This window comes from Kribbella sp. NBC_00382, assembly GCF_036067295.1.
GTDB lineage: Bacteria > Actinomycetota > Actinomycetes > Propionibacteriales > Kribbellaceae > Kribbella.
On the sequence record NZ_CP107954.1, the window covers coordinates 7,277,784 to 7,299,993 of the forward strand.

14 protein-coding genes are annotated in these 22,210 nt (G+C 67.6%); 6 read left to right on the forward strand and 8 right to left on the reverse strand.

Annotation, left to right across the window (positions count from 1 at the left end; translation table 11 throughout):
* Position 1 precedes the first annotated feature (1 nt).
* The 3 genes from OHA70_RS34320 to OHA70_RS34330 form a co-directional block, all read right to left on the reverse strand.
* A complete protein-coding gene (locus OHA70_RS34320) occupies positions 2-1,447 on the reverse strand; it encodes an alkaline phosphatase D family protein (RefSeq protein ID WP_328324861.1) in 1,446 nt (481 codons plus the stop codon).
* Positions 1,431-2,519: a hypothetical protein gene (locus tag OHA70_RS34325; RefSeq protein ID WP_328324863.1), complete on the reverse strand. Its 1,089-nt coding sequence runs from the start codon at positions 2,517-2,519 to the stop codon at positions 1,431-1,433. The genes OHA70_RS34320 and OHA70_RS34325 overlap by 17 nt, the downstream gene beginning before the upstream one ends.
* A gap of 103 nt (positions 2,520-2,622) precedes the next feature.
* Entirely contained in the window at positions 2,623-4,665 is a 2,043-nt protein-coding gene (locus OHA70_RS34330; RefSeq protein WP_328324865.1) for a HelD family protein, read from the reverse strand.
* A gap of 328 nt (positions 4,666-4,993) precedes the next feature.
* On the opposite strand from OHA70_RS34330, the gene OHA70_RS34335 reads away from it, so the two are divergent.
* The gene (locus OHA70_RS34335; protein WP_328324867.1) at positions 4,994-10,657 is read left to right on the forward strand and encodes an RHS repeat-associated core domain-containing protein; all 5,664 of its coding nucleotides are present in this window, start codon (positions 4,994-4,996) and stop codon (positions 10,655-10,657) included.
* Between the two features lie 30 nt (positions 10,658-10,687).
* Here the strand turns inward: OHA70_RS34335 and OHA70_RS34340 are convergent, their stop codons facing one another.
* Positions 10,688-11,110 (reverse strand): hypothetical protein, encoded by a 423-nt coding sequence (locus OHA70_RS34340; RefSeq protein WP_328324868.1) that lies wholly within the window; start codon positions 11,108-11,110, stop codon positions 10,688-10,690.
* 78 nt (positions 11,111-11,188) lie between these two features.
* Here OHA70_RS34340 and OHA70_RS34345 point away from each other — a divergent pair, with 78 nt between their 5' ends.
* Positions 11,189-12,532, forward strand: a complete 1,344-nt coding sequence (locus OHA70_RS34345; RefSeq protein WP_328324871.1) for an ABC transporter ATP-binding protein — start codon at positions 11,189-11,191, stop codon at positions 12,530-12,532.
* Here the strand turns inward: OHA70_RS34345 and OHA70_RS34350 are convergent.
* Positions 12,529-13,494, reverse strand: coding sequence for a helix-turn-helix domain-containing protein (locus OHA70_RS34350; protein WP_328324873.1), 966 nt, complete (start codon positions 13,492-13,494; stop codon positions 12,529-12,531). The two genes, OHA70_RS34345 and OHA70_RS34350, sit on opposite strands and share 4 nt — an antisense overlap.
* Before the next feature lie 110 nt (positions 13,495-13,604).
* Between OHA70_RS34350 and OHA70_RS34355 the strand changes: the two genes are divergently transcribed.
* Positions 13,605-14,720, forward strand: a complete 1,116-nt coding sequence (locus tag OHA70_RS34355; RefSeq protein ID WP_328324875.1) for a hypothetical protein — start codon at positions 13,605-13,607, stop codon at positions 14,718-14,720.
* Complete coding sequence (locus OHA70_RS34360) at positions 14,717-16,621, forward strand: putative Ig domain-containing protein (RefSeq protein WP_328324877.1); 1,905 nt, start codon at positions 14,717-14,719, stop codon at positions 16,619-16,621. Before OHA70_RS34355 ends, OHA70_RS34360 begins: the two co-directional genes overlap by 4 nt.
* Positions 16,622-16,642: 21 nt before the next feature.
* On the opposite strand, the gene OHA70_RS34365 is transcribed toward OHA70_RS34360, so the two are convergent.
* Complete coding sequence (locus tag OHA70_RS34365) at positions 16,643-17,323, reverse strand: FadR/GntR family transcriptional regulator (RefSeq protein ID WP_328324879.1); 681 nt, start codon at positions 17,321-17,323, stop codon at positions 16,643-16,645.
* 54 nt (positions 17,324-17,377) lie between these two features.
* On the opposite strand from OHA70_RS34365, the gene OHA70_RS34370 reads away from it, so the two are divergent.
* Positions 17,378-18,565: an MFS transporter gene (locus OHA70_RS34370; RefSeq protein WP_328324881.1), complete on the forward strand. Its 1,188-nt coding sequence runs from the start codon at positions 17,378-17,380 to the stop codon at positions 18,563-18,565.
* Between the two features lie 397 nt (positions 18,566-18,962).
* Here OHA70_RS34370 and OHA70_RS34375 read toward each other — a convergent pair whose 3' ends face one another.
* On the reverse strand, positions 18,963-20,396 hold the full coding sequence (locus tag OHA70_RS34375) for an MFS transporter (protein WP_328324883.1): 1,434 nt from the start codon (positions 20,394-20,396) through the stop codon (positions 18,963-18,965).
* A gap of 53 nt (positions 20,397-20,449) precedes the next feature.
* Here OHA70_RS34375 and OHA70_RS34380 point away from each other — a divergent pair, with 53 nt between their 5' ends.
* The gene (locus OHA70_RS34380) at positions 20,450-21,121 is read left to right on the forward strand and encodes a TetR/AcrR family transcriptional regulator (protein WP_328324885.1); all 672 of its coding nucleotides are present in this window, start codon (positions 20,450-20,452) and stop codon (positions 21,119-21,121) included.
* A gap of 7 nt (positions 21,122-21,128) precedes the next feature.
* On the opposite strand, the gene OHA70_RS34385 is transcribed toward OHA70_RS34380, so the two are convergent.
* Positions 21,129-22,199, reverse strand: a complete 1,071-nt coding sequence (locus tag OHA70_RS34385; RefSeq protein WP_328324887.1) for a slipin family protein — start codon at positions 22,197-22,199, stop codon at positions 21,129-21,131.
* Positions 22,200-22,210: the final 11 nt, after the last annotated feature.

Here is a 22,210-nt window from a genome sequence, read left to right on the forward strand (position 1 = left end):
GTTATAACCGGCGCAACGAGAAGCGAGGCGCGTGGATCGGGTTCATGGACCGGCCGGGTTCGTTGATCATCCAGTAGGTGGTGTCCACGTCGACGCCGGTCTGACTCTGGCTGAACCTGAGCAAGGCGACGTGATCACCCATCTTGTCCGCGTCCTTGGTGGGCCACTCCATCAAGCAGTCCAGCAGCCCCACGCCCTCGGCGTGAAAGTGCCGGTCCGGTGCCTTGGCCTCCCCTCTCGGGAGCCCGGCGACCAGGGACACCGGCGAAGAGATGACCTCGTACAGCTTGCTCCACGGCCGATCCCTGTTGCCGGTCCAGTGCGTTGCCGAGAGGACCCGGCCGTAGTGGACGTCGCCTGTCAGCGCCAGTGGCGGCCGACCGGCCGCCGAGAGCCTGACCAGCGCTTTCATGATGTGCGGGTAGTCGGTCAGATTGGCCAGGTTGCCGTCCAGCAGCTTGGCCGGCCAGGTCTTCGGTGACTGGAACAGCGACGGGGCCGTCAGCAGTACCGGAAGCAGTTCACTGCTCTGGATCACCTCGTCGACCCACGCGTCGAACAGCTCCAGATCATCAGCGCCGGCACCGCTTCCCGCAGCGCCCCGCTTGCTGGCCGTCCGGAACGTCCGAGTGTCGAGCAGGAAGAACGACAGCGGGGGCACGTCGATGCGGTACGAGTACCGGCCGGTCTCCGCCAGCTGGAACGCGTCGAACGTGGCGCGAGCCGCCTCCCTCCAGTTCGTCAGGCCCGCCTCGAACACGGTCGCCGGCGACATGACGCTGCGCTGCGGATAGTTGTTCCAGTACTCATGGTCGTCGGGGAGCGAGGCGATGGGAGCGGCGCGGAGGATCTGCGCGTAGCCCGAGCCCTGCCAGTTCTTCCGGTACTTGACCTCGAAGGCCCGAGCGAGTGCCTCGTCGCCGAACAGCTTCGCCGACTTGAGCGGCGGGTTGTCCAGGTAGACCTGGTCCCCCATCGTCAGCACGAGGTGCGGCCGGGTGGCGTCATCCTGGCTCAGCGACGCGACCAAGGCACCGGCCTTGCCGACGGAATCGCCGGGTTCGTAGAAGCACGAGACAGCCAGGACGTTGAAGGTCTCGCCGTATCCGCTTGGCAGCCGTTCAGGAAGTACACGGGTCGTCAGCGGCAGGCTCTCGTCGCGGTGACCGGGCCAGACCGCGATCGCCTGGACGGTGTCCGGCTGCCGATAGTTCTGGCGAGCGCCAGCCGATGCAGGTAGCTCGAACACGCCGGTCCGGGTCACGACCTCGGGTAGGCCGAGCTTGGTCAGGGCTCTGACTTCACGGACGTCGTTGTCAGGTACCGGAAGTCCGTTCAGCCTCCACTGCAGACTCTCTGGCGGCTCCTCACTGAAAACGCCAAGCCAAATGCGATGGAACCCAGGCGTGGCCGGCGCGAGCGCATGCACGTCAACCGTTCTGTACATCAGGTTCTCCGGCAGACGAGTTGGGTAGCTGCAGTCCGAGCAGCTCTGCTAGCACCGCATTGACATCAGGAGGTACACCGCTCCCGCCTGGTGCTCCGGGAGGGCCGACGACGACGCGCCGTACCGGAGCTGCAGCAACCGATTCCGTGGACAGCCGCCCGGAAGCCGACGTGGGATCGTCGGTCGCCAAGGGTGGCTTCGTGCCGGAAGAGCGCAGGGTGACCAGCCTGGACAGCAGGTCGAACCAGAAGGGTCCGCCGAGCATGACCAGGAGCCCAGTCAGCAGAAACCCCATGGCGGTGGCCAACTGGGAGCCGTGCCACTCCCACGGCCATGGGTCGGCGGACCAGGTCGCCTTGTCCTCGGTGCCCCACCCAACCGGAAGCGAAAGCTCCTCCAGCTTGTCGGTTGCCGTAGCCACCGATTCGAGCTGTGAGGCGTCCGCGCCTTCCTTCACCACTTTGCTGGCGGCCTCCCCGACCGCCTGCCGGGTAGCGGTCCCCTGCCACAGGTCTTGGGCGACGTCGATCGTCGAAGCATTCGCCACTCCTGCGATCACCAGCCCGACGACGAACAGGAACGTGGTCGCCCAGCGTTTGTAGTTGCCTTCGAGCCTCTGCATGCCCTCGTCGTACCAAGCCTCCAGCCCCGCCTTCAGTCTCAGCAGATCGCCGCGGCCCTCGCGCACGAGCGCCTGGAGCCGCTTGTCGAGGTTCGGGAGTTTCGTCAGATCCGTAAGCTGCGGGCCGTCGGCAAGCATTTCGGTGACCGCGTCGGCGAACATCTTGGCCGACAGGTAGCTCGGGCCTTTCGCCTTCTTCTTGAAGGCCCGCGGCCGAGCGGCCGCACTCGCCGCCACCCAGACCGACGTCTTCTTCAGCGACTCCAGCGCTGCGCTGTTCTTGATCGGTGCTTTGCCGCTGAGCATGCTCTCGATCGTCTTCTCGAGGTCCTTCGCACGCTTCTTCAGCAGCCGAGATCCTACTTCGGTGATCGCGGATGCGGCCGTCGCGATGATGAAGAACATCGCGACCAAGCCGATCCCGGTCTCCAGAGTCTGTGAACCGAGCATGGCAATCCCTCCCCCACGCATATAACGCGCTGTGACCGGCATGCCTGTCAAGGGCCCGACCCCCCTGGCGACGGCTCGATGGGGTTACGGTTCGCCGTGGCGGTTAGGCCAGGGAGGCTGGGAGTGGGGTGGCGTGGACGACTCTTAGGGAGCTGACGGCTCGGGTGAGGACGACGTAGAGGCGTTGCAGGCCGCGGGGTTCGGCTGTGACGATTTGGGAAGGTTCGGCAACTATCACCGAGTCGAACTCGAGGCCTTTGGCAAGGGTGGCGGGGACGCAGACCAGGCGGGTGGTGTCCATCTCGTCTTCGGTGGCGCCGAGGAGGGCGGGCTCGAGGCCGGCGGCGCGGAGGGCGTCGTACAGGGTGGTGATGTGGGCGTCGGCGGCGATGAGGGCGACCGAGCCTTCGCCGGCTAGGGCTGTGCGGCAGGAGGTGATGAGGGTGTCGGTGAAGGATTGCTCGTCGGCGGCGACGATGCTCAGGGAGTCGGCGACGGTACGGACTCCGGTCGGTACGCCGAGCGTCGGGGCGATCTGGGGTAGGAGTCGCGCGGCGAAGTCGATGATCTGGTCGGGGACGCGGAAGCCTCGGTCGAGCTCGGCGACGATGGCGTCGGACTTGTCGAGGTGACCGAGCACCTGTTCCCACGAGCCGGCGGCCCAGGGAGTGGTCGCCTGGGCTACATCACCAAGGACTGTTGCTGATCCAGTGCGGCACCGGCGGCTGAGTGCGCGGAGTTGCATCGCCGAGAGGTCCTGCGCCTCGTCGAGCACAAGGTGGCCGAGTGAGCCGGAGGTGCGTTCGATCAGGTCGTTCAGCTCGTCCAGCAGCAAGGTGTCGGCGGCCGACCACTTCGCCGACTTCCACGAGCGGGCAGGCTTCTGCCAGAGCAGGGCGGCGCACTCCTCCGCGGTGAAATCCTCCGCGCAGTGAGTCAGGAAGTCCGCGTCGGAGAGCAGCCGATGCAGCACCTGCTCCGGTACGACCTTCGGCCAGACCGCGTCGAGCAAGGCCTTCACCGGCTTCGAGCGGGCGACGGCGTTCTGCGTGCGGTCGTCCGGCGACTCCCCCCGCCGCTCCATCTGAACCAGTACCGCGTGCGCGACCCGCTGCGCGAGCGCGTCCCGGCCGGGCGCGTACCGCGTCGACTCGCGCAGCGCCGAGACGATCTCCGCCAGCTCGTAGTCGTGCACCCGATAACGCTGAGATCCCTTGCTGTAAAGGATTCCCTCAGCCGGTACGCCGAGATGCGACCACAATGCCCGTCGCAATACCAGCGCCATCCGGGCGTCACTCTTCAGCCGCGCCGCCTCTGTCTCGTCCACTGCCGTGGCGGGCTGGCTGATCAACTCGTCGATCGTGATTTGCCGGACGTCGACCTCGCCGAGCGCGGGCAGCACCTTGCGGATGTAGGACAGGAACGACCGGTTCGGTCCCACGATCACGACGCCGCCGCGACTCAGCCGCTCGCGCTCGGTGTAGAGCAGGTACGCGACGCGATGCAGCCCGACAGCCGTCTTGCCGGTACCGGGCGCTCCCTGCACACAGACGCTCGGATGCAACGCCGCCCGGACCAGGTCGTCCTGCTCGGGCTGAATCGTGGCCACGATGTCGCGCATCGGCCCGGTCCGCGGCCGCTCGATCTCGGCCCGCAGGAACGCGTCGGCCTGATCGGTCTCGACGGCCCCCACCAGCGACTCGTCCTCGAACCCGGTCAGCTCGGCGTGATCCGAGAACCCGTACCGCCGCCGCAACACAAGCCGCTGCCGGTCGCTCCGAGTCGCCCGATAGAACGGCACCGACACCGGCGCCCGCCAGTCGATGACGAGCGGCACCCCACTGCCGTCGTGCACGTGCCGGCGCCCGATGTGGATCTGGTCCAGGTCGTCGAGCGTGCCGGCCTCGTAGTCGAGCAGCCCGAAGAACAACGGCACGTCCGGCAGATCGAGCAGCGCCTGCGTCCGCATCTTCTTGGCCCGCTCGTTCGCCTCGTTGGTGAAGCGCTCGTCGTTGTCCTCGCCCCCGATCAGCGGGACGTCGCGCTCTTCGACCTCATGATGCATCCGGGCCAGCGCGGCCTTGGCCTCGGCCAGGAAGGCGCGCTCGGCCTCGAGTTCTTGGGACAGGAGAGTGGTTTCGGCCATGACAAAGAGCCTCGAATCGGATCGGCGGGGAATGCTCGCGGTCAGAAGATCCCGCCCCGGAGAGCCGCCCGGTTCGTTTCGATCCACCATCAAAAAGACAGGCCGGGCACGTTACCAGCGGTCCAGGTCACCCGCAACCCGATATTCGTGTCGTTTCCGGACGGAGATACGGACCCAGACATTCCGGAATTCATTATCCCGGACCGGTAAAACGAAGTACAGCAATTCACCCGCACCTTCCACCGGGGTCGAAACCTCTTACCGGATCGCATTTGGGGGAAATATCCTCGACTTTCCGCCTCAACCCACCGCCCCGGGGGATTCTCAGATGAAGTCGACTGGTGCCGGCCGTGCGCTGCGCGGCCTTGTACTGCTGGTAGTTCTGCTGCTCACCGCCACCTTCACGACGGCGGGCGCATCCGCTCCACCGACCGGCGACAAACCCGCCGACGAGAAACGGACCCCACTCGCCGATATCGCCAAGACCCCGAAACCGGAGGTTCCGGACAAGACCTGGCAGGTCGATGCCCGCGGGTCGTTCACGGATCAGGTCAAGATCACGGTCCCGGCATTCCGAAATCTCACGCCGGACCTTTCCCTGAAGTACGACTCGGCCGGTACGAGCGGCTGGGCGGGGGTCGGCTGGAGCCTGGCCGGCGTGAGTCAGATCGAACGCGCCGGCGTGGGCCGCGGAGCGCCGAAGTACGACGCGACCGATCTCTACCTGCTCGACGGCATGGAGCTGGTTCCCTGCGCGACGGGCAGCGTCAGCCCGAGTTGTACGACCGGTGGCACCCACTCGACCAAGAAGGAGAGCTACGCGAGGCTCGCGCTGACCGGCACGGGCGCGGCCAGCCGGTGGACCGTGACGGCAAAGGACGGCACCAAGCGCGTCTTCGCGCCGGTCTACTCCGCTGCCACCGACCTCGTGTTCCGCTGGGGCCTGAGCCAGGTCGTCGATCGCTCGGGCAACACCGTCACCTACAACTGGGTCGACAACCAGCTCACCACCGTCACCTACAACGGTACGACCGTGAAGCTCTCGTACGAGGCCCGTCCCGACGTCGACCGCCAGGCGATCGGCAACGGCGCGCTGATGAGCGTCACCACCAGGATCAAGTCCATCGACGTCACCGTCAGCGGCAGCCGGGTGCGCGCGTACAAGCTGGTCTACACGGCCAGCGGCGCGACGGCGCGATCCCTGCTGACCAGCGTGCAGCAGTTCGGCAAGGACGCCGTGCTGGATGCCTCCGGAACGGTCACCGGCGGGACGAGCCTGCCTGCCGAGACGGTCAGCTACCAAGCCAATGCGCCAACCTTCGCGTCCGGGAACAGCAGCACGCTCGGCAACAAGGCTGACGCCCGGTACCTACCGATGGACATCAACGGCGACGGCAAGACCGACATGCTCGAGCTCTACCCGGGCTGGACCACCTTCGAGCGGCACACCTGGCTGTCGGACGGTACCGGCTTCACCCTCGCCTCGAACGACGTACCAGGGATCGCGATCCACGCGGAGACCCGGTTCCTGCCCGCTGACGCGAACGGCGACGGCAAGTCCGACCTGATCGAGATCTTCCCCAACGGACTCAACATGGGCCGACGCCTCTGGCTGTCGACCGGTACCGGCTTCACGCTCGCCTCGACCGGCTCCTCGGTCGGCGGCAACAGCAACGAGTCGCACTTCCTGGCGATGGACGTCAACGGCGACGGCAAGTCCGACATAGTAGAGCTGTACGGCTGTGGGATCTTCCCGCGGTACTACTGCCGCGCCACCTCGCTGTCGAACGGCACCGCCTTCACCCTCTCCACCAACGATCCCGGCGTCGGACTGAGCAACGACCGTCAGTTCCTGTCCGCGGATGTCAACGGTGACGGCAAAAGCGACATGCTCGAGATCTACGCAACCGGCCTCGGCGGCGGTGGCCGGCACATCTGGCTGTCGAACGGCACCGGCTTCGTCTCCGGCGCGACCGACACCGGCCTGCAGTTCGCCGCTCCGGACGGCGACGGCGCGGGCAGCCGCTTCATCGTGATGGACGTCAACGGCGACGAGAAGGCCGACATGGTCGAGCTCTATCCGTTCCTGGCCATGTATACCCGGCGGACCTGGATCTCCACCGGCTACAGCTACGTCCTCGGCTCCACCGACTCCGCCCTGCCGAGTGCCAACACCTCGCGCCAGCTCGCGGCCGACGTCAACGGCGACCACCGCGACGACCTGGTCACGCTGTCGCCGTACGGGCTGTCGACCCGCCGGCAGATCTGGTTCTCCACCGGCTCCGGCTTCACCGCCGGCCCGACCGACACCTCGATCGGTTCCTTCAGCTGTAGCAAGGGCAACTGCACCAGCGAGTTCCTCGAGATGGATGTCAACGGCGACGGGCTCGGCGAGATGACCGAGGTCAACACCGCTCCCCTGGGCTTGAACAAGGGCCGGCACGTCTGGAACATCGGCGGCCCGGTGCCCGACCTGCTGAGCACCCGCACCGACTCGTGGGGCGGTACGACGGCCGTGAACTACACGCCGTCGTCGGCCTGGCCGAACACCAACAACCCGCCACTCGTCCAGACCGCGTCGAAGGTGACGGCCGGCGATGGCAGGGGCGGAGCGGCCGCCACCAACTACAGCTACTCCGCCGGCGCGTACGACCGGGTCGAACGCCAATCCCTGGGCTTCGGTCAGCAGAAGGAGACAAAGCCTTGTATCGCAGGCGAAACGGCCTGCCCGTACTCCGCGACGACCTACCGCCAGGACCTGGGTGCGATAGGCGAGCCGGAGCGGCTGGACCGGCGTACCGGAGCCGGAGCGCTGCTCAGTTCGACGATCCACGAATACACGACGAACGGTACGACCGTGCCGCGGACCGCCTTGCTGACCGGCACCTGGGAGAACACCTACGTCAACACGGGCGCAGCCTGCCCCGGCGCTGATTGCAAGCGGTCCTACACGAGCCAGGAATACAACGCCTACGGCGAGGTCACGCAGCTGTTCGAGCACGGTGACAAGGAGCTCGCCGGGGACGAGCGCACGACGGCGACCACCTTCGCGCCCAACACGAGCGACTACATCGTCGACAAACCCGCCGCGATGACCACGTTCCAAGGCATCGGCACGACGGGGACCAAACTCACCGAGACGCTCGCGTACTACGACGGCGCCACGACCCCCAACCAGCCACCCACCACCGGCCTCGAAACCAAGACGGCCAAGTGGCTCTCGACCGACAACTCGTATGTTGCCACCGGCAAGGAGTACGACACCTGGGGCAACGTAACCGCCGAGATCAACGCGCTCGGCGCCCGCACGACTCTCGGGTGGGACCCGACGTACCACCTGTTCCAGACCTCGGAGACCAATGCGCTGGCGCAGCAGGTCACCGCGAGCTGGGACCCGGCCTGCGGACAGCCGACGCAGGTGCGCAACCTGAACAACCAGGACACGACGGTCTCGTACGACCCGCTCTGCCGGCGTACCGAGTACCTCCAACCCGGCGGCAAGTTCGAGCGATACACCTACGTGAACTTCGGCAACCCGGCAACGCAGTACGAGCAGACAGAGCGCCCGACGGCCGATGGGACCAGCAGCCCGCAGTGGAGCCGGCGCTATCTTGACGGGCTGCAGCGGGCCTGGCGGACGGCAGACAAGGGGCCTAACGCAACTACTGGGGACATCTACGTCGACACCGTGTTCAACCCCCGTGGACAGGTCGCTTCGAAGACTGCCTCCTACTACTGGGTTTCCGGCCAGGCGCAGCCGGCCACCTACCCGACGACGACCAGCTACGACGGTCTCGATCGGGTGACCAAGGTGACGCAGCCCGGCGGTGCGATCACGACCAAGAGCTACGGCCTGTGGTCGACGACCGACACCGACGAGCGCGGCAACCCGACGACCGACCGGCTCGATGCGTACAGCAAGCGGATCGCTCACGAGCAGACGATCGACGGTGTGCTCAAGACGGCGACCTATGTGTACGACGGCCGCGGCAACCTCGCCCGGTCGACGGACCCGGCCGGCAACGTCACGGCGTACCAGACGGATTCGCTCAACCGGCAGACGCAGATGACGGATCCGGACTCGGGGGCGACGAAGTACGAGTGGGACGCGGCCGGCCGGATGGTCGCGCAGACCGACGCGAAGAACGAGCGGACGACGTACAGCTACGACGCGATCGATCGCAAGACCGGCAAGACCAGCAGGGCCGGTACCGCAGCGGCGGCCACCGTGTCCTGGACCTTCGACCAGGTGCGGGCGGGGTTCAGCAACATCGGCCACGTCACCACGTCGACCGACGGCGCGGGGACCAAGACCTCCGACTACGACGCTGCCGGTCACGTGGTCAAGACGGTCCGCACGATCAACGGCACGGCGTACACCTTCACGTACGGTTTCGACGCCGGGGACCGGGCGCTGTGGACGACCTATCCCGACGGCGACACCCAGGGCACCGAGGCGGCACCGCTCCGGTACGACGGCGCGGGGCGGCTCCTCTCCATCCCCGGGATCGTGACGGCCGCGCAGTACGACGCAGGCGGTGAGCTGACCCGGATCGACAATGCCAACGGCACGGTCACCACCCGGCCGCACGACGCGGAGCGTGGCTGGCTGACCGGGATCAAGACGGTGGCGGGCAGTACGACCATCCAGGACAACACCTACACGCGCGATGTGAAGGGCAAGATCACCAAGGTCAGCAGCCCGTTCACCAGCGACACCTGGACGTACACGTACGACGACGCGGATCAGCTGGCCAGTTCGAACAACGGCACCAGCGACAACCAGGCGCTGACCTACGACGCGACCGGGAACCTGACGGCCAACTCGCAACTCGGCGCGTATGCCTATGGCACCAAGCCGCATGCGGTCACCACGGCCGGCTCGAACAGCTACAGCTACGACGCGACCGGGCTGATGACGTCCGGCGACGGTCGCACGATGACCTGGGACGGCGACAACCGACTGGCCTCGGTCACCAAGGGCGGCGTGACGACCAGCTACACCTACGACGCCGACGGCGCCCGGCTCCAGCAGGTCGAGGGGACGACCACCCGCCGGTACCTCGGTGAGGACTACGAGGTCACCGGTGGGGTCTCCACCAAGTACGTCAAGCTTGGGAGCACGGTCGTGGCGCGGGTCGATGGCACCACGAAGTACTGGGTGCACACCGATCACCAAGGGTCGATCCAGGCCGAGACGAACACCGCGGGCGCGGAGATCTACCGCAAGAAGTACGCGGCGTACGGCGAGGTCACCTCGGCAACCGGCCCCTATGAGGCACGAGGCTTCACCGGTCAGCGTCACGACTCGTCGGGCCTGGTCTACCTGCAGGCCCGGTACTACGACCCGGAGCTCGGTCGCTTCATCTCCCCCAACCCGGTCGTCGACGGCGACGACACGGTCGGCCTCAACCGGTACGCGTACGCGGCGAACGACCCGGTGAACCACACCGACCGCACCGGCCTCGACTGTGAGGAAGGCGGGAAGAAGTGCGACCGCGGAGGCTGGAAGTCCCACCTGCAGGCGTATGGCTACTCCTGCGGACCGGCCGCCGTCCGGGTCGCCCTCCAGGCCCAGGGCATCGAGCGCACCGAGGACCAGCTGATCCCCGAGCTGCACACCACCACTGACGGCACGAGCTCGGTGTTCGACGTCGCGCCGGTCCTGAACAAAGAGCTCGGCACGACCTTCTACCAGCCGAAACGGATCAGCACCGGCACCGGCGACGAACTCACGCAACTCAAGAACGACATCCGGTACGACCTCGTGCGCAACCGGACGATCGTCGCCAACATCGCCGGCTCGGCCCAGGACACCGACGACGACCCGCACACCTACAACGGCGGGCACTACGTCACCGTGGTCGGCTACGACGACTTCGGCGACACCGTGCACATCGCGGACTCAGCCGACATCAACAAGGTCTACGACTACTGGATGAGTACTGACAAACTCGCGGTCTGGATCGCCAGCCGCGGTTACGCCGGCTGAACCCGTCGAAGGCTGAGGGCGTTCCCGTCCTCAGCCTTCGATCTCGGCCAGCCGTAGCTCCAACAGCTGTTTGAGTGGGAGGGATTCGCCGTCGCGGGCTCCGAGGCCGATGATGATCGGTGGGTCGGACGGCAGGACCTGTACTCCGAGCAGCCGGGCCTTCACGCTCGGCTGCATTCCCAGGATGTAGAAGTTGCCCTCGGCATCGACCCCGAGCGAGTGGTTGCGCCGGAGGTACCAGCCGGTCACATCGGTCCGGTAGCTGGCGCCCGAGCCGACCACCGGCGCGCGCAGTGGCTGCGGGTCGATGCCCAGGGCCTGCATCTTCTCGACGAACCCGGCCAGCAACTTACGGGCCTGCGCAGTCTCGTTGTCCTTGCGGTGCTGAAGAGCCGCGGCCTGAGCGGCAGCAGCCTCCCGCCGAGCGTCACGCCAAGCCTGCTGATCGTCCATCATGCAAGCGTATGCGCAGGAACTCTGGACAACCTTCACCTAGGGCTGTGTACTCACCTCACCCCGACGGGAGTGGTGATGACAGCAATCCGGCTGGACTCGGTTTCGAAGACCTACGACGGCAAGTATCCCGCCGTGAACGACGTGTCACTGAACGTTGCGGACGGCGAGTTCATGGTGCTGCTCGGACCGTCCGGATGTGGCAAGACGACCCTGCTGCGGATGATCGCCGGCCTCGAGGAGATGAGCGCCGGCGAGCTGTGGTTCGGTCGCACGCTGGCCACCGACCTGTCCCCGAAGGACCGCGGTGTCGCGCTCGTTTTCCAGAACGGCGCGCTCTATCCGAACCGGACCGCGCGCGAGAACATCATGTTCCCGTTGCGGATGGCCGGCGACGACGCGGAGGAGGCGAGCAGCAAGGCCGCCGGGCTGGCCCGGATCCTGCGGATCGAGGGTGCCCTCGACCGGTTGCCGCGCACGCTGTCCGGTGGTCAGCGCCAACGCGTCGCGATCGGCCGGGCGATCGTCCGGCAGCCGCAGATCTTCCTGATGGACGAGCCGCTGTCCAACCTCGACGCGACCCTGCGGACCGAGCTGCGGCAGGAGATCGGCGCGATGGCCCGCGATCTCAACGTCACCACGGTCTACGTCACCCACGACCAGATCGAGGCGCTCACCCTGGCCGACCGGATCACCGTCATGCGCGACGGCCGGATCGAGGACGTCGGTACTCCCGACCAGGTCTTCAACGACCCGGCGACCGCCTTCGCCGCCGGCTTCCTGGGCAGCCCGCGGATCAACCTGATGTCGGCCGTCGTCCGGGTCACCGCGCACCACCGGGTCAGCCTCGACTTCGGCGCCCAGTCCGTCCAGCTGCCACCGATCGACCGCCGGTCGCTGATCCTGAGCAGCCACGACGGCGCCAAGGTGATCGTCGGCGCCCGCTCCGACGCGTTCACCGTCGCCGCCGCGGGTGGCGGCGAACCCGGCCAGCTCGCGGGCAAGCTGCGGACGCTCGAATTCCACGGCAACCAGTGGATCGCGTTCATCGAGTGCGGGATCGAGATGCTCAACCCGGACATGGTCGGCGTGATCGCACTCCCCCGTACGCCGAAACGCCTCGCCTTCGCCGATGGCGGCCCGCGGACCCGGCACGCGGCTCCCCACATGTCCGGCCTCACCACCCGTCTGTCGGGCTGGCGTTCCAAGGCCAAGGCCAAGACCGGCCTGGGCAGATTCGAGCCGTCGCCGATCGAGCACGAGCCGACCGCCACCGCGACCCACCGCCGCGCTGACCTCGTACTGGAGATCGACCCGGCCGCCGGCCTGAAGGCAGGCTCGAAGGTCCACCTCGCCGTCGACACCGCCCGGCTGCACATCTTCGACGAATCCGGCCACCGAGTGGACCGCGTGACCCGCTAACGCCAGCCGTGCCGGGCGGCCTGGAGACCCGCCTGGAAGCGACTGGTCGCGCCCAGCTGTTCCTGGATCTCCGCGATCCGGCGCCGCAGCGTCCGCCCGCTGATCCCCAGCTGGCGGGCGATCGCCTCGTCCTTCATGCCAGTGGCCAGCAGGTTGATCAGCGCGGCGGCCGGGTCGACGGCATCAGACTCTGTCAGCCGCAGCGGCGTCGCCTGACTCCACAGTTGGTCGAACAACACCTGAAGGGCATTGGTCAGCACCGAGTCCGTGACGACCACCGCCCGCGCCTGGGACGGAGTCGCCGGCTGGTCGCCGCCGGCCAGCGGCAGGATCGCGGTGGTGCCGTCGACGATGAGCAGCTTCAAGGGCACCTGAGGTAGTACCCGGGCCTGTTCACCGCGCTCGGCCATCGACGTCAGATGCGCGACCCACGCCGGATGATCCAGTACTTCGGAAGCGTAGATCGACCGGAATCGCACCCCACGGTCCAGCAGCGCCAGCTCGGCACTCGACACCTGATGACTGCCGTCCGCGACGTACGGCGGGGTGTCCGTGCCGACCGCCTGTTCCGTTGCCCCACGCAACATGTCCTCGATCCGTGCCTCGATCGCGTCCCGCCCGACCGCGATCTCGATCAGCCGACTGGGCTCGGCCCGCAGTTGCCCGGCGCTGAACTCGCGCGCCAGCTGATCGGTCATCGCCGCGACTCCGTCGATCGCCGCCCGCCGCTCCCGCACCAGCATCCCGACCCCGGACCGCGGATCCACCGGCGCCGGCGCCTCCTCCGACCCACTCCTGACCAGCCCCACCGCCGCCAGCCGCACCACCGCCGCCTCAACCGTCGCGATCGGCCTTCCGAGCGCCTCAGCATGTTGCGCCACCGGCATCCCCGGCTCCCGCAACAACTGCCGGTACACCTCGGCATCGAACCCGCTCAGCCCTACCGCTTCCCAGTCAGCCACCCGCCCAGCCTAGGTGGCCACAATCGGCGTTTGGCCGGAATGGGCGCCTTGGGGCTCCTTCCAAGGCTTAGCGTGTGCTCTGGCAGCGTCTAGGTCCCAAGGAGTGAACAGTGCGTCTGTATGTTGGCCGATCGGCGATAGCCCTGGCTGGGGCCGTCGCCACCGCGATACTCGTCAGCTCCGGGACCAGTGTGGCCACCGCGGAACAGCCCGCGGTCCCGAAGTTCGCGCCGCAGTCCATCGTCTGGCCGACCGCTAGCGACGGCTACCTGCTGGGCTCGTGCGGCAACGCGAGCTGCCTGGCCGAGGTACAGGCGACTCATGATGGCGGCAAGACCTGGGCGAAGGCCGGCAAGACCCACAACCCGCTCGCCATGAGCGGTGAGCCGGGGCTGACCAGCCTCCAGTTCGCCAGCCCGAAGTTCGGCTGGGCCTACGATCCGTACCTCGAAGTCACCAAGGACAGCGGCCGGACCTGGACGAAGGTTCCGGTACCCGGCGGCGATGCCAAGGTGCTGCAGTTGCTTGCGGCATCTGATGGCACCTACGTCCTCACCTCGGGCTGCGCGATCGGGACCGGCATCTGCGACGACAAACCGCTCAAGGTCTGGCGCGCGCCGGCCGGGAAGTCCAGCGGGTGGCAGCAGGTCAAGGTCCCGGTGGCGGCCGACGACAACGTCCTGTTCGCGTCCCAGGGCTCCACTGTTTATTTGCTCACGGCATCTTTCACCGCCCCCAACAAGCTGAACACCCTGCACAACGGCAAGGTCCAGTCGACCACCACGATCACCTGCGCGGACGCTGAGGACGCGATCGTCACCTCTCTCGCGGCCAACGGGCCGAACCGGCTCTTCGCCCTCTGCATCGCCCACTACGGTCGCGGCCAGTCCGAGAAGACCGTCATGGTCTCCGGCGACGGCGGCAAGACCCTCCGGTACGACGCTGTGCCCGGCACCCTCGGCCTGGGCAGCCAGCTCGCAGTCAATGCGGACGGCGCGGTCATGCTCACCACCGTCACCGCGAGCCTCGTCTACAACCGCCCGGCGCTCACCAAGTCCTGGCGGTACGACCAGAGCTGGCTGGAGAACAGCGAACACATCCACGATCTCGTCTGGCAGTCGGCGACCACCGCCTGGCTGGTCGAGCGCGACGCGGCCTACACCCCGGACAGCAAGCTCTGGGTGACCCGCGACGCCGGCGCGACCTGGAAGGCGGTCACCGCATGAACACCCCCGTACGCCGGTTGGCGATTCCCCTGGCCCTGCTGATGGTCGGCGGCACGAGCATGGTCGCGTCCGCGGAGGTCCGCGAGTCCCCGAAGGTGGTGGCCAGCTGCGACCAGAAGGTCGAGCCCGGCTACTTCACTTGCTTCGCGCAACGACGTGCCGACCTCGGCTTCCGCGCTCGCGTTGCCGGTGCGCCGCAGGGGTACGGCCCGGCCGACCTCACCGCGGCGTACAAGTTGCCATCCGCAACGGCCGGGAAGGGCCAGCGGGTCTACATCGTCGATGCCTACGACGACCCGACGGCCGAGGCCGACCTCGCCGTCTACCGCAAGCAGTTCGGGCTCCCAGCCTGTACGACCGACAACGGCTGCTTCCAGAAGCTCAACCAGGACGGCAAGCCCAGCCCGCTGCCGGCGCCGTCGAAGTCCTGGTCGGGCGAGATCTCGCTGGACCTCGACATGGTCTCGGCCGTCTGCCCGAATTGCGGCATCACCCTGATCGAGGCCGACTCCCCGAGCAACGACCTGCTCGCCGCGGTCAAGACCGCCGAGAAGCTGGGCGCGAAGTTCGTCTCGCTGAGCTGGGGTGGCCCCGAGTCGGGCAACCTGGCCGACCTGGACAAGGAATACTTCAACACCAGCGGCATCGTCTACGCGGCCTCGACCGGTGACTACGACTACGACGCCGGTACCTCCTACCCGGCAAGCTCCGCGGCGACCACGGCCATCGGCGGTACCTCGCTGACCAAGACCGACTCAGGTCGCGGCTGGGCCGAGACCGTCTGGAACAACGGACCCGGCCAAGGCACTGGCTCCGGCTGCTCCGCCGAGATCACCAAGCCGACTTGGCAAACGGTCATCCCAGCGGCCACCTGCCCGAAACGCGCTGTCGCCGATGTGTCCGCAGTCGCCGACCCCGCTACCGGTGTGGCCGTCTACCAGACCACCGGCGGCAACGGCTGGGCCGTGTACGGCGGGACGAGCGCGTCCGCGCCGATCATCGCTTCGACCTACGCCCTCGCCGGCGACCCCTCCCCCACGTCCCACCCGGCCAGCTACCCCTATGGCAGCACCGCCAACCTCAATGACGTTGTCGAGGGCAACAATGGCGAGTGCACGCCGGCTCCACTTTGTACCGCGCAAGCCGGCTGGGACGGCCCCACCGGCCTCGGTACGCCGAATGGCCCAGCCGGGCTCACCTCGCCGACTCCGGGCAACCACATCACCGTCAACGCACCGGCCCAGCAGTTCAGCGCCGTCGGCAGCCCGGTCGTGCTCCACGTCCGGGCAACCGACTCGGCACGTGGTCCGGTACGCCTCAGCGCGACGGATCTCCCGGACGGTCTGCGGCTCAATGCGATCACCGGCCTCATCTACGGCGTGCCCAGCAACCCGGGGACGCACTCGACGACGGTGACCGCGACCGACTCGACCGGTGCCCGCGGCAACACGGTCATCAACTGGGTCGTCAGCACTCACCAGGGAGCCGTCGTCAACGGCGACTTCGAGGCTGGTACCGGTGGGTGGAGCGAGTCTGCCGACGTGGTCCGTGAGGATGGGCAGTACAGCAACGGCGGGCTCGGGTACGCGATGCTCGGTGGCTATGGCGCGGTGCAGTCCGACTCGTTGAGCCAGCGGGTCGCAGTACCGGGCACGGGCCGGCCGCAGTTGCGCTTCGCCGTACGGATCAGTGGTGGCGACAAAGCCGACGCCCTGAAGCTGAGCGTCGACGGCAAAGCGATCCGCACGCTGACCGGTGCTCAGTCCGGTTCGCGCTACGTCTCTCAGTCGGTCGACCTGACGAGCTACCGAGGCCGTACCGTCACGCTGGCCTGGACCAGCTCCGAGAACGACGGAGCTCCGACGAGCTTCCTCCTGGACGACATCGCGATCACCCGCTAACGCAGCTGGACGACGTCGCGATCACTCGCTGACGGATCGTTTGACCGAGTCGATCAGCGCGTAGGACGCCTGGGCGGCGGTCTCGGGATCTCCCTCCCGGATCGCCGCCACCAGGCCGTAGTGCGCATCGCGGATGCGGGGATCCTCGGGGATCGTGGCCGTGTCGTGGATCGACGCGGTCAGTACTTCGGCAACTGCGTCGTACAGGCGGAGCAGCAGCGGGTTGCCACTCGCCTCGACGACGCCTCGGTGGAAGGCCATGTCCGCGGTGACGTAGCCGTCGAGGTCGCCTGCTTCATGCGCCGCACTGCGCGCCTCGAGCGCAGCCTCCATGGCGGCCAGCCCCCGCTGGGTGTGGTTGCCAGCGGCCAGTCGCGCGGCCGCCCCTTCCAGCCCCGCGCGCGTGTCGAGGACATGCTCCAACGTCGCCGACAAATCGTCACGGACGAGTACGCCGCTGATCTCGTTGGTCGCACGCACGTAAGTACCGTCCCCGACCCGCGGCTCGAGCAAGCCGGTCAGGCTGAGCGATCGCAGCGCTTCACGGACGGTCCCGCGGCTCACGCCCAGCTCACCGGCGAGCTGGTTCTCGCCAGGAATCTTGGCGCCGACCGGCCAGGTACCGGCCTCGATCAGCCTCCGGAACTGCTCCGAGACCTGCATCACCAACGGGGCCTGCCGTACCGGTCCACTCAATGCCATGGCTAGAGTGTAAATGTCGGACATTTGATCGGTCGAGCCAGTGAGGTGCGTGTCGTGGCAGTGACAACGGGAGCGGTGACCGCCCGGCGCAGCTCATTGATCGCCGCGAGCGTCTTCCTGGTCGCGTTGTGTCTGCGCCCGGCGATCACGGCGGTCGGGCCGCTGCTGCCGCAGATCGGCGCTGACGAAGGACTGGGCGAGGGCGCGCTGGGCGTGCTCGGGGCGCTTCCGCTCGTCGCGTTCGGGCTCGCGTCTCCCCTGGTGCATCGCGTTTCGAAGTGGCTCGGGATGGAGCGCGCTGTCTTCGTGTCGCTGCTGGTGCTGGCGGCCGGCAGCGTCGTTCGGTCGTACACGGGATCCGTCGGGTTGTGGCTCGGGACGATCGTGATCGGCGCCGCGATCGCGATCGGCAATGTGCTGGTACCGGTTCTGATCAAGCGTGACTACGCCGGACATGTGTCCCGCGCGATGAGCGTCTACACGGCTTTCATCACTGGTGGCGCGGCGCTCGCGTCGGCGGTGGCGGTACCGGTCGCAGCCGGCTCGGACTGGCGTCTCGCCTTGGCGATCTGGGGTGCGCTCGCTCTGGTGGTCGCCTTGATCCGGATCCCCGCGAACTCGACGTCGACCCCACTCGCTGCCGAGGCGCCGCTTGAAGGCGCTCCCCTGGTCAGCGTCTGGCGGCAACCGATGGCCTGGCTGGTCACCGCCTACATGGGTCTGCAGTCGACCAGCTTCTACGTCTTCGTCACCTGGCTGCCGACGATCGAGATCTCGCACGGCTTCTCGGACCGGGCCGCCGGCGTCCATCTGTTCCTCTTCCAGGGCTTCGGCCTGGTCGGCGGCCTCGCCATCCCGTGGCTGATGCGCAACCCGCTCAGCCAGCGCGCCGGTGCAGTCACCGCCAGCGTCCCGGTAGGCATCGCCTTCCTCGGCCTGCTCCTGGCGCCGAAGCTCGTCATCGGCTGGGCGATCTTGGGCGGCCTCGGCCAGGGTGCCGCTCTGGTTGCCGCCCTATCCCTGATCAGCATCCGCGGCCGCACCCACCACGAGACCGCCCAACTCTCCGGCATGGCCCAATCCATCGGCTACCTGCTAGCTGCCACCGGCCCCGCCCTCGCCGGCTACCTGACCCAACTGACCGGCAACTGGACCGCAGCCCTGATCGTCTTCGCAGTCCTCGCTGCGAGCCAGGTAGCCGTCGGCATAGCCGCCGGCCGCGACACCCGCGCAGCTTCGTAGGGGCGCCTGGCCCGGCGGTCCGGTGGCTGGGACCGCCGAACCAGTTGCCTAAGGCACCTTGTGCTCGGCCTGAGCACTTCCAGGCGACGGGTCCACTCACGTCGAGCACAAAGTGGTCCGTAACCGTCCGTGAGCGTAGCTCGCCCGGAGGACCGGACCGCCGCGCGTACGCAACCTCCGCGAACTGGTCCGGCACGCCGGGGCAAAGGTTTGCCGACCGGGTTGTGCATGCGCTGACGGACCGGATCGGAGCCCCAGCCCATCAAACGCCCCGCCCTGGGGCCGAAACGCCGGGGGGAAACGATTTCCGCTAGACGGTTGATGGGCTGGCGATCGCCTGTTGCCTTGGGCAACTTCTCCCGGTTTCGCGCCGGTGGCCGAACCCTCTCGGCGGGGCTCAGCCATCGAGTGGGGTTTTGTGCAGGATGACGGCGGCGATCAGGACGGCTCCGAGGAGCAGGGCGGCGCCGAGGGTCATGCCGAGGGCGTAGCCGTCATTGAGGGCCTCCGGCGTGGCTACACCGCCGGTACGCCGATGCGCCGCGGTACCGAGTGCCGCCAGCCCGAGCGACGCCCCGATCTGCCGAGAGCTGGCCAACAGCCCGGACGCAGTACCGGACTCGTGAGCCGAAACCCCTGCCGTAGCAAGGGAAACGACCGGGCCGAGGCACAGCCCGAAGCCGATGCTCGTGACGATCGACGGGCCGAGGAAGTCAGCATGGAAAGAGCCATCGGCACTGATCAGACCGAACCAGGCGAACCCAGCCGCCGTCAGCAACCCACCCGCCACCAGGAGGGTCCGCGGACTGAACCGGTAGCCGGACTTGATGGCAAGCACCGCACCGACAATCACCCCGAAGGCGAAAGGCAGGAACTCGATGCCGGTCCGGGCCGGGCCGGTTCCGAGCACCCTCTGGAGATACAGCGACGCGAAGTAGAACGACGATGCCATCGCCGCACCGAGCAGGAGGTTGTAGGAATTGGCCCCCGCGACCGCACGGTTGGTGAACAGGCCGAGCCGGATCAGCGGATCGCGCGTGGTCGTCCGCTCGACGTAGACAAAGGCGGCCAGCAGAGCGACGGCGATCGCCAGCGTTGTGATGGTGACCACAGAACCCCACGCATGCCGGTCAGTACGGACGACCCCGAACACCAGCGTGACCAAACCTGCGGTAGCGAGGAGCGCACCCAACACGTCCGGGCGCCCGCGAAGCCCGGCACCGACATCAGACCCGACACTGCGCCGAGCCAGCAGCAATGCGCCAGCCGCCATCGGTACGTTCACGAACATCAACCAGCGCCAGCTCGCGTACTCCGTGAGCAGACCACCGATCAGCACCCCGAGAGCGCCACCGGCCGCATTCGTCGCACTCCATATGCCGAAGGCGCGAACGCGTTCCTTGCCACTGGGGAAGGTCGAGGTCAGCAGCGACAACGCGGCCGGCGCCAGCGCGGCAGCACCGACACCCTGCGCGGCGCGGGCAGCGACCAATTGGCCGGCCTCCTGCGCGAACCCGCCTGCCAGCGAGGCGAGCCCGAATAGGGCCAGCCCGAACAGCAGGACGCGCTTGCGACCGTACCGGTCGGCGAGCTTGCCACCGAGCAGCAGCAGGCCGCCGAAGGTGAGGGCGTAGGCGTGGATCACCCAGGTCAGGCCGACTTCACTGAAGCCGAGGGCGGCGCCGATCTGTGGCAGGCCGAGATTCACGACCGACAGATCCAGCGACACCATGAACTGCACGACGGCCACCGCGGCGAGGACCTGTCCTGGCCGGGTGGCTCGCTCAGGCGTCCTGTGGCCTGGCGACTTTTCGAACGTGTTCCGGAACATGTTCCGAAAGTAGCATGCGCGGATCCGGCCGTCGAGTGCACGATGATGGGACGATGCCTCGACCACTCGCCCCGCAAGGCCGCACGGGCCGGCCGCCGGTGACGTCCCGCGCCCAGATCCTCGCGGGCGCCCGCCAGCTCATCGACCGCGACGGGTGGGAGCAGCTGACGATCCGCAAGCTGGCCGCCGAGCTCGGTGTCGGCCCGACGACGCTCTACCACCACGTGCGGGACAAAGAGGATCTACTGCTCCTGCTGATCACCGCGTACCTCGACCAGGTACCGCACCCCGAGCTGCCCAGCGCGCCGCGGGACCGGATGATCATGGCTGCCGTCGTCATCCACGACAGCCTCGCGGCCTGGCCTTGGACGGCGGAGGTACTCACCGTCGACGGGTTCATCGCCCGGCTCAATGAGTCTGCGTTGTGGTTCGTCGAGGTCATCCTGGCCGGCGCCGTCGATCATGGCTGTACTCCGCAGCAGGCCGTGCTGATCTTCCGCAACCTCTGGTACTACGCCGCCGGCGAGATCCTGGTCCGCGCCCGCACGAAGGAGCGCGCAACCCCACCCGACTTCGACGCCTTCTTCAAACGCCTCGACGACGCCAACCTCCCCCACCTCACAGCCGTAGCCCACGACTGGGACAAATGGGTAGCCCCCGACACCTTCACCCAAGGCATAGAAGCCGTAGTCGACGGCCTGCTGGCCCAGGCTCTCGCGACCTAGGCTCTGACTAGGCCCGCCCGTTCGACTCCCCCAGTGCCGCCACCGCCGGTTCGGCCTCTGCCGATTCGGCGCCGGCCGATTCAGGGACGGCGGACAGCTCCGCGACCGGCGCCGCCGATAGCGCCAGCTCCGCTGCGGGCGTGTCGCTTGCCAGTGGCGCCAGCTCGGCTGGAGGTGTGTCCTCCTCTGCGGCCGCCGGCTTCTCAGCCGGCTTGGGCTTCGGCGCCTCGGCAGGGGTGGAGCGTTCGAGGAAGCGGAGTAGTTCGACCGGGAACGGAAGTACCAGGGTCGAGTTCTTCTCGGCAGCGACCTCGACGACGGTCTGCAGCAGCCGCAGTTGCAGCGCGGCCGGATGATCCGCCATCACCTCGGCGGCCTGCCCGAGCTTCTCCGATGCCTGCAACTCGCCATCGGCGGTGATGACCCGAGCCCGGCGTTCCCGCTCAGCCTCGGCCTGCCGTGACATCGATCGCTTCATCGTCTCCGGCAGCGCGACGTCCTTGATCTCCACCCGCTCGATGTGCACACCCCAATCGAGCGCCGGACTGTCGATCATCAACTCCATGCCCTGGTTGAGCCGCTCGCGGTTGGACAGCAGATCATCCAGATCGCTCTTACCAATGATTGACCGCAGCGAAGTCTGCGCCACCTGAGCAATCGCCGAGATGTAGTCCTGTACGTCGACAGTCGCCCGCACCGGATCGACCACGCTGAAATAGACCACCGCATCGACCCGAACCGTCACGTTGTCGCGAGTGATGCCGTCCTGCGCCGGGACCGGCATCGTGATGATCTGCATGTTGACCTTCTGCAACCGATCCGCGATCGGCATCAGCATCGCCAGCCCCGGGCCGCGCACCTGCGGCTGCACCTTGCCGAACCGCATGACGACGCCACGCTCGTACTGCTTGACGACCCGCAGACTCAGCGCCGCCCCGATCAGGCCGAGGATGATCACGATGAAGACGATGTCGAGGATCATGTCCGCTCCCCGCGTGGATCGATGCCACCAGCGGGGTGAATCCGGGCCGGTCTCAGCGAACTCGAGCGATCCGCGCATCTCAAGCGTAGCTCGCATCAAGGGACGTT